This window comes from Thermoanaerobacter wiegelii Rt8.B1 (assembly GCF_000147695.2).
Taxonomy (GTDB): Bacteria; Bacillota; Thermoanaerobacteria; order Thermoanaerobacterales; family Thermoanaerobacteraceae; genus Thermoanaerobacter; species Thermoanaerobacter ethanolicus.
In genome coordinates this window covers 667727-680280 of the sequence record NC_015958.1, presented here as the reverse complement: position 1 = coordinate 680280, position 12554 = coordinate 667727, and the positions used below count along the sequence as shown (strand labels likewise).

8 protein-coding genes and 6 pseudogenes are annotated in these 12554 nt (G+C 34.7%); 1 reads left to right on the top strand and 13 read right to left on the bottom strand.

The genetic code is table 11. From position 1 onward, the window contains the following. Positions 1–194 precede the first annotated feature (194 nt). The 10 genes and pseudogenes from THEWI_RS03235 to THEWI_RS03190 form a co-directional block, all read right to left on the bottom strand. Positions 195–830 (bottom strand): annotated as a pseudogene (locus THEWI_RS03235) (IS200/IS605 family accessory protein TnpB-related protein); the annotation flags it as partial. Continuing rightward, positions 811–1365, bottom strand: a pseudogene (locus THEWI_RS03230) (IS607 family transposase). The pseudogenes THEWI_RS03230 and THEWI_RS03235, both read right to left, overlap by 20 nt. Before the next feature lie 166 nt (positions 1366–1531). After that, positions 1532–1726 (bottom strand): hypothetical protein, encoded by a 195-nt coding sequence (locus THEWI_RS03225; RefSeq protein WP_003871626.1) that lies wholly within the window; start codon positions 1724–1726, stop codon positions 1532–1534. Positions 1727–1838: 112 nt separating this feature from the next. Beyond that, positions 1839–2786: pseudogene (gene ltrA / locus THEWI_RS03220) on the bottom strand (group II intron reverse transcriptase/maturase); the annotation flags it as partial. A 211-nt stretch (positions 2787–2997) separates the two neighbouring features. Then, the gene (locus THEWI_RS03215) at positions 2998–3798 is read right to left on the bottom strand and encodes an ExeA family protein (protein WP_014062430.1); all 801 of its coding nucleotides are present in this window, start codon (positions 3796–3798) and stop codon (positions 2998–3000) included. Between the two features lie 17 nt (positions 3799–3815). Further along, positions 3816–5131 (bottom strand): annotated as a pseudogene (locus THEWI_RS15410) (IS481 family transposase). A 136-nt stretch (positions 5132–5267) separates the two neighbouring features. Further along, complete coding sequence (locus THEWI_RS03205; protein WP_014062373.1) at positions 5268–5849, bottom strand: DUF6431 domain-containing protein; 582 nt, start codon at positions 5847–5849, stop codon at positions 5268–5270. Positions 5850–5993: 144 nt separating this feature from the next. Continuing rightward, positions 5994–6464, bottom strand: a pseudogene (locus THEWI_RS03200) (group II intron reverse transcriptase/maturase); the annotation flags it as partial. A 458-nt stretch (positions 6465–6922) separates the two neighbouring features. After that, positions 6923–7108 carry a hypothetical protein gene (locus tag THEWI_RS03195; protein ID WP_003869358.1) on the bottom strand — a complete coding sequence of 62 codons (186 nt, stop codon included), beginning with the start codon at positions 7106–7108 and terminating at the stop codon, positions 6923–6925. Positions 7109–7545: 437 nt separating this feature from the next. Further along, positions 7546–8783, bottom strand: a pseudogene (locus THEWI_RS03190) (IS110 family RNA-guided transposase). A 501-nt stretch (positions 8784–9284) separates the two neighbouring features. Here THEWI_RS03190 and THEWI_RS03185 point away from each other — a divergent pair. After that, on the top strand, positions 9285–10523 hold the full coding sequence (locus THEWI_RS03185) for a S8 family peptidase (RefSeq protein WP_006570034.1): 1239 nt from the start codon (positions 9285–9287) through the stop codon (positions 10521–10523). Positions 10524–10536: 13 nt separating this feature from the next. Here the strand turns inward: THEWI_RS03185 and THEWI_RS03180 are convergent, their stop codons facing one another. Genes THEWI_RS03180 through THEWI_RS03170 form a run of 3 tightly spaced genes read right to left on the bottom strand, consistent with a single transcriptional unit; the run spans position 10537 to position 12551 of the window. Beyond that, positions 10537–10950: a HutP family protein gene (locus THEWI_RS03180; RefSeq protein ID WP_004400730.1), complete on the bottom strand. Its 414-nt coding sequence runs from the start codon at positions 10948–10950 to the stop codon at positions 10537–10539. An 11-nt stretch (positions 10951–10961) separates the two neighbouring features. Then, positions 10962–11657, bottom strand: a complete 696-nt coding sequence (locus THEWI_RS03175; protein ID WP_004400731.1) for a DUF554 domain-containing protein — start codon at positions 11655–11657, stop codon at positions 10962–10964. Further along, the gene (locus THEWI_RS03170) at positions 11658–12551 is read right to left on the bottom strand and encodes a DNA-3-methyladenine glycosylase family protein (RefSeq protein ID WP_003869353.1); all 894 of its coding nucleotides are present in this window, start codon (positions 12549–12551) and stop codon (positions 11658–11660) included. Positions 12552–12554 lie beyond the last annotated feature (3 nt).

Genomic DNA, 12554 nt, shown 5'->3' with positions numbered 1-12554 from the left:
AATCTATTTCATGCCATTTTTTAACATTTGACTCCTACAGGATATTTATGCCCTTTTTTAGCCCTCTTTTTATCTTTTCTTTTCCCTTACCACTTCCTTTATGTTTGATTGTCAGTCTTGATTACTATATATTGTATGTCATACATATTTTGGCTTTTGATTATGATTATTTTATTTAATTTTGCACATCCCTATTTTGTTATTTTTATTTCTGGATATTTTTCTTCAATAGCAAAATAGGCGTATATATTGCCATTTTTGAGTTTTAATTCTACAGAGTAGGGTATGTTTGATTCAGCGATTTCCTGAAGGAGCTCTTCTCTTCTCTTATTCTTTTTATATCCTGCTTCTATTCTGGCATATACATATTTTCTTTCTCCTACATTTATCCTTAAGAAAGTGCCATTTTCTTTTATTTCTATTCTTGTGTTGAGATTTCCTTTTTTGCTTTTATCTCCTCTTGAATAAAAGTTTCCTTTTCTTCTTTCTTGCCACTTTGTTTTTAGTTTTTGATATTCTTTCTCATTTATATGGCGCTTTTGAAGTTTTTTAAATAAATCTTTCCCTCCAAAAATTACTTTCTTTGGATTATTCCCTAATTCTTTAGAGGATTCTAATGTGCTTCTTGCTTTCATTATTGCATCATCTACGTATCTTGAGTTTAAGTTAAAAATCCCTTGAAGCTCTCTTTTTAATGTTTTTCTATCATAACCTTCTAGAAGCCTTTTGTATGCAAATCTCATGCAGGATGACCATCTTCTCATTAAGTCTAATACTATTTGTTTGTCCTGTTGGTTTAGAAAAATGAGTTTAGCCTGTATTACTATCATGCTTTTTGCCACCCCGTTGTCCGTAAATTCTTGCTGCGAAAGATGTTACTATTGCTATCAAGTCCTCTGCTAGCTCTTTATTTATATCTTCTTCGTCTTCTTTCCCGTCTAAAACTATAAGCTCCACTCCAAAGCTTTCCATGAAAAATTTGAGATATTCAAAGCCAAATCTCGTTAGTCTATCAGGATATTCTATTACAACTTTTTCAACTTCTCCTCTTTTTATCTTGTTCAAAAGCTTTAATAAGCCTCTTCTATTTTCATTTACTCCACTTGCTATTTCGGATATGACTTCATACTGCCATCCTTGGGAATCAGCGTATTCTTCAAGCCTTCTAATTTGATTCTTAAGATATTCTTCTTGTTTCTTTTTGGACACTCTTGCATACAAAACTACTTTAGGTTTTGGTTTTTCTTCCAGCATGCCTAATAACTTCTCTATATCTTCTTTTTTCTACCTTCTTCTTCCTTTTGCTGTTCTAACTGGGGTTATTAATCCTTCCTTTTCCCAGTTTATTAATGTAATTCTGCTTATATCATATAGCTATTTAACCTTTTTTATAGTTAATAACATTCATCATCATCTAATTAAAATTATATCATTTTTTACTACCAATTTTAACTGTTTTGACCTCCCTTCAAATAGGTAAATGGTAGTAAAATAAAGCTTTTCATATTTAGCTAATATATAATACGTAATTTTAAGAATTTGTGTTACCAAAATTAATGCCTGTTAATGACCACAAAAATCGCTTTGCTTTTTTTCGCGGTTTTTCTTCCTGCAAAATTACAAGTATTAAAAAGAAAAATAGTAGACTTTCAAGCTCAAATCTTACATCCAACAGCAAAGTTAAAATTACAAAAAAGAAGAGCAGTGTATCTCCAGAAAAAGACATATATTATCACTCCACACGCATCAAATTTTTTAAATCGAGTAGGAGCTGAATAATTATTTTATTCAGCGTCCTCTCACACCACCGTACGTACCGTTCGGTATACGGCGGTTCATTAGGAATTGTGTACAATTAGATATCTTTGGGATAAACTCTTATAACCTATGCTTTCAAAGTATTTATTTGTAAGAGTCTTATTTAGGATTGGGCTATTGGATATTCTCCAGTAGCCTTTCCTTGTATTGGCGTATTCCCAGGCTTTTTGTTCTTCTACTCCTAGTTTTACTAAGTTATCATGCTTCGTTTTTATCTTCTTCCATTGTTTCCATATACATGCCCTTAGTCTTCGCCTTATCCATTCGTCAAGGGTTTTCATTATGCTTTTCGCGTCTGCTAATCCAAAATAGTTGACCCATCCTGTTGTTATTTGATTTAGTCTTTTTATTCTGTTTTCCATGCTTATTCCCTTGTTCCGATTGGTTATTTCTCTTACTTTTTCCTTAAACCTTTTGATGGATTTTTCATGGATTCTTATTCTTACTTCGTTTTCTTTTGTATAGAATGAAAATCCAAGAAATTTTCTTCTCCATGGTCTATCTACAGCACTTTTTGCTTCGTTGACTTTTAGTTTTAATTTGCTTTCTATGAATTTCTTTATGCTCTTCATTACTCTGTTTCCTGCAGACCTGCTTTTTACATATATGTTGCAGTCATCTGCATATCGGCAGAATTTATGCCCTCGTTTCTCAAGTTCTTTGTCTAGTTCGTCCAACATTATGTTTGCTAATAGGGGACTTAATGGCCCTCCTTGGGGTGTCCCTTCTTCTGTTGATACTTTGATTCCGTTTATCATTACTCCTGATTCTAGGTATCTTCGTATTAACTTTAGTACCCTTTTATCTCCTATCCGCTTTTCTAGTTTGGACATTATTATGTCGTGGTTTACTCTGTCAAAGAACTTTTCTAAGTCCATATCTACAACCCATGTGTATCCTTCATTTATGTATGCTTCTGCGGCTTTTATTGCGTCTTTTGCACTGCGTCCTGGTCTGAATCCATAACTGTCAATTCTCAAATTAAATCTCCAAAGATTTTCAAATTATAATGGCATTTTTTAAGTGCATAAAAGTATTTTTTCTCAAATTATTACAGCCTGATTAAAAATTTTTTTCACCTTCCAAGAGCATTACCGCCAAAATATGTTAATATCTGTTATTGAAATTTTATTTAATTAATATATAATAAAATTGAGAGTAACACAAAAAGTGCTACTCTCATAAACTGATTTCATTTTGTGCCTGGTATATTACTTCTTCGTCTATTTCTCTTAGCCTTTTAGAATACGCATAGAGTAAAGAAGCTGTTACCAGGTTATTTATTATCCTTGGGAGCCCTTTTGTTAGGGAATATATTGCTTCATATGCTGATGGTGTAAATATATCATCCATCATTCCGGCTATTTTCATTCTTGTTTTTATATAATCTTGAATTTCTTCTTTTTTTAGCCCTTGCATCACATACTTTATAGAAATTCTTTGCCTTAGTGCACTGTTTACATTGAGAGCTAGTTTGTTTCTTATGTGTGGTTGTCCTGAAAGTATCAATATATACGGGTTTTGAGAATCCATATTAAAGTTAAATATTATTCTCAAATCTTCAAGAACATCATTAGAAACCAGTTGTATTTCATCTAATATTATGACAGGAGTTATTTTCTGGCTATAGTAAAGTTCTGTTATCGCTCTTTGTATCTGGTAAAAGAGCGTTACTTTTTTGTATGAGGGTGTTTCGCCTAAAATCATAGCCAATGCTTGATAGAATTCTCTCACTGTAAGTGTAGATAAAGCGAAATAACATGGTTTAAATGTAGAACGGTTGAGGCCTTCAGCATATCTTCTTAATGCAGTAGATTTACCTGAACCGGCCTCCCCAACGATAAGTCCTATACCCCTTGTTTCTTGTAAATATTTTAACCTGGCATTTAATTCAGCAATGTCTTCACTTATGTAAAGGTCGTTTACACTTATCTCTTTAGAAAATGGATTAAATTTCATTCCAAAATATTGGGTAAACACTTTAAGGCACCTCTCTTTCAATCAATGATATCGTTAAAAGAGATTACTTTATGCTTGGTAAAATCACTTATTTCTTCATTTTCGTTTACGTCATTTTTGCCTTTTATATACGCAGCAGGAATTTTAGCATTCTCATGAAAGTTCACTTTATACGCTTCCCCCACTTTTTTGCCCTCATAATAAAGTAGAAGCGGTGTATTATCCTTAAGCCACTCAGGGTCATATCTGACTTCTAAGTGCATTATTTTTAAACTTTTCTTCTGTTTCATAAAGTATATTTTCCACTTTAAGTGTAGCATCCTTATTTACCTTACGATTTACTCTTATGAGAAAACATTCATTCAACATATCTATGTTACACATATTTATTCTTGATATTTGTGACATGAAAAAATCTAAAGGACTCATGCCAATACTGCTGTGTTCTTTTCTGTTGTAATCTTCCTCCAGCCATTTAAAAAACATCATGTTGAGTTCATCTATACTCTTTACGGAGGTAGGATCTATTGTGCTTAAGAATCTCATTCTCACCGTATGAAAGAATCTTTCTATTTTTCCTTTTGAATGAGGTGAAAAAGGCTCAGCGTGAATAAGAGATGTGCCTAGTGAAGCACAGATATATTCCAATTGAGTGCTTCTATATATCTTTCCGTTGTCAGTGTAAAGCATTTTGGGTATCCCCCTTCTTAGCACCGCCTCTTTAAATGAGTCTCTTAAAGCTAAAAAATTCTGGGTATAGTAAAAGCGAGCATAGGTACAAAGCCTTGAAGCATCATCTATATATGGCAATAAGGTACGTTTGTCTTTTTGTTTTACCTTCTTTAATATATGGCCCATACATGACATCAGTTTGCCACAGTTCATTGATGTATTCATGGGAAAATCTCTTTGTTTTACCCTCTTTTTCTTTATCTAGAGATTTTACAGGAATGTTTTTCAAAAACCTATAGAATGTCGAAAGGGATACTTTATTCGGTGATATTATTCCTTCTCCTATCAATGTCTCATAAAGAAGTTTGTTGGGCATTTCAGGATGTTCAAGCTTCTTTTGCTTTATTCTCTCTGAAAGTTCAAAGTCTATCTTTCTGTATTTGCCTCTGTCACTTCGATAACCCGGCTTTAACGCTTCTATACCACCTCTTAAATACTGATACAGCCACCCTCTAAGTGTCTTAGGAGTATATCTTCTCATTCCAAGATAAGGTATCTCAATAGGTTTATCGGAAAGAGCATCAAAATATTCTTTCTGATTTTTTACCTGTCCGTTTAACACCGGACTTATCAGTGAAAATCTCTTTAATGCTATAGCTTCTCTCGCTTTTTCATCAAGCATTTATATGTTCCCCCTTCACTTTTTTGATTTCTTAATCGTAATTTTAGCTCATATCTGGGAGACATTAAAGGAAAAAGCTATGTTGCTAAGAAAAAATCAAAATTTTTATTTAAATCTTTCATGTTTAATGCTAAAATTATGTGAGAGGGGCCAGAAATGATTTTTGGCAATGAGCATAAAACCGTTGGGAAAAGAGTGGTACAATGTTTATTATGTCCAAAATCTCTCTGGCCCTCTCTCTTTGAGAACTAACCTCGAATAACTTTATGTAAGGGTCTATTTGCCTTAATCCATATATGATAAAACTTAAATTATTCATTATCCTTTTGGTGTAAAAATATATATGCTGTCTTGAAAATAGTATGGTAGGGAAGTTTCTTTTTAAGTCATTTATGAAAGAACTGAGAGTTTTTTCTCTTGTAAGTGTCTCTTTTAAAGACTTTACAATCATATTGAAAGAATACTGAAAATGAGGAATACAGAAATCAGGGAGGTAGGAAAGAGTCCTTTTGCACACAGGGCATATATACCTTCTTATGGCTATTTTTACACAGTTAGGTCCATCTAAATAGTAACGGTAGTAAAAACCGTGCTTTTTTAGTTTTACTCTGCACTTGCAGTCAGAATGAGGGCATCTGTCTGGTGGGTCAGGAAAATTGTAATCTTTACTTCTTTGCAAATATTCTTCAATGTTATCAACATGAAAAATTATTTGCATAAAACAACATCTCCAATTAAAAAATTAATGCTAAAAGAATGTGATGAATTTTTTTCACATTCCTTTAGCATTAATTTTATCACAAGATTATTTAATCTGAAAAATTTTATCGGTTTTGGGCTGAATTAATTTGAGAAATGACACATAACTGCTATCAGAAAATGTATGGTTGTAGACTTTATTTAGTATTTGGGCTATTGCTTGTTGTATTAGTCTGTCTAGTACTGTAGGTATTCCTAGTAGTCTTTTTCCTCCATCAGGTTTGGGAATTTCTACTCTTCGCACTGGTTGTGGTTTGTATTTCCCCTCCAGCAGTTGTTGTTTTATGGTTGCCCAGTTTTCTTTGAGATACGGTAGAAGTTCATCTACTCCCATCCCATCGACTCCATGGCTTCCTTTATTTGCAACAACGCGCTTGTATGCTGCTTCCATGTTCCCTCGTTCTACTATCATTTCAAGCATCTTGCCGGTATATCTTTGTACTTCGTTTCTTCCATCTTCCGACGCCGATGATATACTATGCACTTCCGTTGTCTTTTGAAATTCCATTTCTCTATTCAACGGATAGCCTCTTTGTTGAGTTGTCTGCAGTCTTCGCATATCTTTCGAGTCCATAAGATTTCCAAAACCTCCTAACGTTCGGTCCTTCCTTATCTATTCATGTCTAGATAAGTACTATGACCTCTGCTGACTTCTCAAGGTTCAGCCATACATCACTGCATGGGTTGTCACTTCAGATTTTACTTCCATGACTTATCCTTGAGACCTCCCCGGGTAAGAACGATAACTTTCATCTCATATATCTGCCAGATTTACTGTATGGGATTCGGGTAGTGTTGGACTTCGTTTTGTTACGCAAACTCATCCATCCCAATTCAGCCTCTTATCTGGTTCTTGTTCATCAGACCGAGATTTTGCCTTAAGCTTCCTTCAGATTCCACCTCACGATGGACACCCTTGCTCTTGGCTAGTGGTTCCCACTACCAAGCCCACAGCGGACTTTCACCGCCTAGTTATCGCCCATGCCGGGCGCACGTAAACAGGGCTCTATCGCAGGATAGAGCCCTTTAAAATTACTTGAGTTCATTGAAAAACCAGCCTAATCCGCCATCCATTATTATTACAAGGAGTATGAAAAAGAACAGCAATGTCTCTAAAGACCATGTTACATTAAGCCAGCCTCCACCAAGCGCTAATACAAGTATCAAGAAGAAAAACAACAAATTGCTTTCGCCAAAAACTGAACTTGTTCCTGCCATATTGATCCCCCTTTAAGCAATTTTTAACACCTAATCAAGCCTTTGGTTCTTCAACAATGAAACCTGGAACAAACAAGAGGATTAAAAGTATTATGATTATAATCCAAAACCACCCAAATCCTGCTCCGCTTTTATCTACTGGCATAAATATTTTCCTCCTTTCAAGCTTCAACCTTTTTATATGGAGGTCTTTTCAGACCTACTACATAATATGACATAACTTCATATGGTGACACTTTTTAAATTTCCACTAACAAATTTTTATATTTCACATATTGTGTTAATAGCATGAAAGTATTTCGGTAATATGTCAAGAGGGTGATAAAAAAAATTCAAAAAAAATTTAATAAAATAACCTAAAAAAGGGCATAGCAAAGCTAACCATCACGCAATAAGCTGATGGAAATTAATGTAAAATATGGTTATGGGATAATATGTTAACTTATACAATCATCTCCTTTCATTATTGGGGATTTATAAAGTTTTTCTTCGCGCAGCAGAGCGAAGACTAACCTTACAGTTTTACGTGCAGTCAATACAAGAGCACGTTTATGCTTGTGAGTTTTGCTTTCTTTAAATTTGCGAGCATAGTATTGTGAGAACTCAGGTAAATACTTCCTGAGTTGGTCAGCTGCTTGAATAAAATAATATCTGAGATACTCATTACCAGTACGCTTGAGATATGTGTCCTCCGCTTTAAAATCAGCAGACTGGTATTCTGACCAATAAAGGCCGGAAAACTTTGCAAGGGCATTATCATTATCAAACCTTGAAATTCCGCCTATCTCAGATATTAAGCCGGCTGCGATGGTTGGGCCAATACCTTTTACTGATGTAAGACAAAGAAATTCATTGTTAAATCCTTTTACCTCATTAATAATGGCTTTTTCTACAGCTTTCTTCTGTTTTTCAAGGGACTGTAGATTATCAAAGCAAGACTTGATAACAAAGTTTAAAGAATCATCTACAGTAGCATTAATTCTATAAGACTTGCGAACAGCCTCTTGAAGCAATTTAGCTGTAGCTTCTGGATCATCAAAGCGATCTTTACTCTTATCAACCAAAAAGCCGGCAAGCTCATCAAGCGGTCGAGCCGCAATATCATCAAGGGTGAAAAACTCATTAAACATTTCAGTAGCAGTTGCTCCAAAATTATTACTAAAGACTTTATTTTGGCACAAACCGCTAAACTTAAGGAACAAATTGCTGAGTAAATAATTTTTTCTCTAACAATACTATTAACAATGTGAAAGCGATGGCGAGTAAGCCTCTGGAGAGCAAGATATCTAAAATCTACAGAACAAGATTTAGGGAGTCTACCGAATCTCAGTTTTTCAGCAATAGCAAAGGCATCCATCCAGTCATTTTTAGGCAAATTGCCGAGAGACTTTTTAAAAGCATTAATAATATTAGCATTAAAAGTAGTAATAGAAGGTTGATAAGGCTTAAGAGCAAAATGATCAGCCAAATAATACTGGAGGTGCCAGCCATAGACTGAGGTAGATTCCAAACCAATAAAGACCTTTTGGATATTGTATTTATTACAACACTCCAAGATACGTGATACTATAACATCACAACCATGAGGGTTATTTTCTACAGAAAAACGAGAGGAAGCATCATTACCCTCCTGGTCGAGAATATGAACCTTGACATCATTCAGGCTTACATCCATACCAACAAAAAGCTTATTCAAGATTGTTACACCTCCTTTCAAAAGTGATAAAGTAAGTAAAAGTTAATTTGAGATAACCCTAGCAACCAGATTATGTAGCAACCTCGCAATTAGCTCTTAATATATAAGCCTGAATCCTCTGCTGCCAGGGGCTTATATATGACAAAGCAGATTTCGCGTAAGAAAAGGCAAATCTGGTGTAGGGACCACACTTAAAAGAGCGGTCAAGCCGCATGGAGGACGAAAGCCTGTCCCACATTAACTTTACAGTATAATAATGCTACAAGTTATCTCAAAAGTAAATAATAAGGCCGAAAAAAGATGAGACGGCCGCGCCATGAATCCTGCATATTGCGCAATATTACGGATTCATGGCAATAGATAAGATTTTAGACAAGATGAGAATATTAAAGATTTCCAGTTATAAATTTGCTTTATTAAATTTTAAGAAGTGAGACAAATTTATTGCCTTTAAAATTAATTATACGAGGAGGTAAGCTAATGAATTTAATTCCTATATTTGCTTTTTCAAAAATCGCAAAAGAAATTTATGTAACAAACAAAATTGACAAAAGACTTTTATATAAAGCTATGTACTTGAGAAGCGAATGTGTTCCAGTGATTTTATATTCCCACCTTCCTTATGAGGTCTTAAAAAAAAGAGTTGAAAAATTAGGTGGCAGCATAAAATTTGAACTGCCGATTATAAAAGCTTGGTCAGTGAATTTGCCCTGTGACAAATTAAAAAATTTTGCAGCACTAAAAGGAGTTCATTTCATAGCAGAAGATTCAACTGTGAAGCTTCAGCTTAACATCGCTACACAAGAAATTGCCTCTCGAAAAGTCAACGATTTAGGCTATACAGGAAAAGGAGTAACAATTGCCTTTTTAGATACAGGAATATATCCTCATCCTGATTTTACCAAACCAAAAAATCGCATAGTGGCATTTCACGATGTAGTAAACGGAAAAAAACAGCCTTATGACGACAACGGCCACGGCACTCACGTAGCTGGAGATGCAGCAGGAAATGGATACACTTCTAATGGAAAATACAAAGGAGTAGCCCCTGAAGCTAATATAGTAGCAGTAAAAGTATTAGATGCTTATGGTAGAGGCTTGTCCTCTGACATATTAGCGGGGATGCAATGGGTTTTAGACAATAAAGACAAATACAATATACGAATAGTTTCCCTATCAATAGGAGAAACGCCCTCTCTCCCTACTTTCTTAGATCCTTTGGTAAGAGGAGTAGATACTCTTTGGAGAAATGGATTAGTAGTAACTGTTGCAGCAGGAAATTCCGGACCTAATTACAATACAATAACTTCTCCGGGTACCAGTAAAAATGCAATAACAGTGGGAGCAGTGGATGACAAAAGAACTTCTGATATAAGCGATGATGAAATAGCTCAATTTTCTGGAAGAGGCTCACCTTATCTATACAAACCAGACGTAGTAGCTCCAGGAGTAAAAATAATCTCAACTGCTTCAGGAAATGTACCTTTTGGAGCAGATGAAATAATGATAAATAAGGCCTACAGAAGCGCTACAGGAACTTCTATGGCAACTCCAATCGTAGCAGGTGCAGCAGCACTACTCCTTGAAAAAAATCCTAATTTGACTAATGTACAAATAAAAAATATTTTAAAATCGACAGCAGTAAAAATTGACGATGCAGGATTATGGACACAAGGAAGTGGAATGATAAATATAGAAGAAGCTTTAAAAAAAGCATGAGGGGCTAGCCCCCTCATTTTAATGACCTATGTCCTAGTCCAATTGCCACTTCATTTAAGTTTAGCATCCCTACAGCAAAAAACACACAAACACAAAGATGCTCATCAGCATAGGCAATGCCTATTTTTCCACCTACATTAAGTCCCATAGCTTTGTTCATGACTTGTATAGCAGCTTCATGCGCAGCTCCTGCTACAGCTCCTTCTGCAGCGTGTGTGTCTTCTATAATTCCTTCTCTTTTAGCCGCTACTACCGCTCTTTCAATAATTTTAGATATAGAATTTACGTATTCTCCACCATAGTCAACAGCTGCAACTTTTACTCCTTGTTGCCAATATTTGTTTTTTAGTATTTCTTCCTCTTCCCTTGTACACATAGCCATTTTTATTGCAATTCTTGCCACATCAATGCTTTTCATTGGCTTCATATTCACACCGCCTAAAATCCTTTTATCATGTTTAGTAAAATCTGATAAAAAATAGGTATAAAAATAGCTGGCAACAAATTCCCCACTTTTATATTCTTAATCTCTAACATATTCAAAGAAATCGCAAATATCAATACTCCTCCTACAGCTGTCATGTCGTCAATCACTGGTTTTGTCAAAAGCCCTTGCAAAAAAGATGCACCTAATGAAATAGAACCTTGATACAAAAATACCGAAATAGCTGAAAAAACAACACCTATTCCAAAAGTAGAAGCAAAAATTATTGAGGAAATGCCATCTAGCACAGATTTAGCAAATAATATACTATGGTCTCCTGAAAGTCCATCTTTCAAAGAACCAACAATCGCCATTGCACCGATGCAATAAACTAAACTAGCTGTTACAAATCCTTTACTTATTGTAGAACTGTTATCTTTACTCAATTTTTTTTGCAACACATCCCCTAACTTATTAAGATACCCTTCAATGTCTAAAGCCTCTCCTATAACACCGCCTATCACAAGACTTACAATTGCTACCATCAAATTATTAAACTGAAGGCCACTGGAAATCCCTATTATCATCACACTTAAGGCGACACCCTGCATGACTATATTTTTAAACCTTTCCGGAATTCCTACTTTAAGAAGAGTGCCAATAGTACCACCCACAATTATTGCAATTGAATTTACAACAGTTCCTAACATTTATTTCTTCCTTTCGTTAAAGATTTTTTTCCCCATCTCCCTGCCATAGTAAAATAAATACTGTTGAGCAAATCCAGACAAATCTCCAAATTTATCTATTGCAAACAGTTGAATCTCCAAAGGGGTCCCTTCTCTTTTTAAATACAGATACTCAACAATTCTTTTTATCCATACATCTGTAGGAAAAGTATCGTATCTGCCTATAGAATACAAAATAACACAATCTGCAACTTTTGGACCTACCCCATTTATACTCATAAGAATATCTCTTATCTCATTAGTACTGTATTCAAACAACTTTAACAGGTCTATTTCTCCGGAAAAAACTTTGGAAGCAGCATCAAGTATATATTTCGCTCTAAAGCCACATTTTGTTTGGGCAATCGTCTCAACATCAAACATAACTAATTCTTCTGCTTTGGGAAAAGTATAATATACTCTGCCTTTATACTCAATTGGATTTCCAAAAGAACTAGCAAGATTTTCTATTACTTTCTTTATCTGTGGTATTCTGTTATTTTGAGAGATTATAAATGAAATAAGAGTTTCCCAAGTATCTTGGCGCAAAATCCTTATACCTTGCCCATATTGAATTGCTTCTTTTAATATAGGATCCTTTGAAAGATTTTCTTTTATTTGCTTGTAATCTCTTCCTAAATCAAAATAGTCAAACCAAATGTCATAAAAGTCATTTAAATCTGTATTGTCAATTATCAACACGTCTCCTTCCAATTTCACGTTTATCACTCTATCGTAAGCAACTCCTGTATAGCTTCCATCCTCTTCCTCATTCCATCTAAAACACTGCCCACACTCAAAAGTCTCTTTAAGGTTAAAATCTTCAATCCCCCTTACAATTACCTTTGTCCCCTTTTCTTCCACACTATATTTCATCTT

Bases quoted from the DNA above. Each gene is read 5' to 3' on its own strand.
- THEWI_RS03180 (WP_004400730.1), bottom strand. From the start codon at position 10,950: ATGAAGCCAATGAAAAGCATTGATGTGGCAAGAATTGCAATAAAAATG.
- THEWI_RS03205 (WP_014062373.1), bottom strand. From the start codon at position 5,849: ATGCAAATAATTTTTCATGTTGATAACATTGAAGAATATTTGCAAAGA.
- THEWI_RS03175 (WP_004400731.1), bottom strand. From the start codon at position 11,657: ATGTTAGGAACTGTTGTAAATTCAATTGCAATAATTGTGGGTGGTACT.
- THEWI_RS03185 (WP_006570034.1), top strand. From the start codon at position 9,285: ATGAATTTAATTCCTATATTTGCTTTTTCAAAAATCGCAAAAGAAATT.
- THEWI_RS03170 (WP_003869353.1), bottom strand. From the start codon at position 12,551: ATGAAATATAGTGTGGAAGAAAAGGGGACAAAGGTAATTGTAAGGGGG.
- THEWI_RS03225 (WP_003871626.1), bottom strand. From the start codon at position 1,726: ATGTCTTTTTCTGGAGATACACTGCTCTTCTTTTTTGTAATTTTAACT.
- THEWI_RS03195 (WP_003869358.1), bottom strand. From the start codon at position 7,108: ATGGCAGGAACAAGTTCAGTTTTTGGCGAAAGCAATTTGTTGTTTTTC.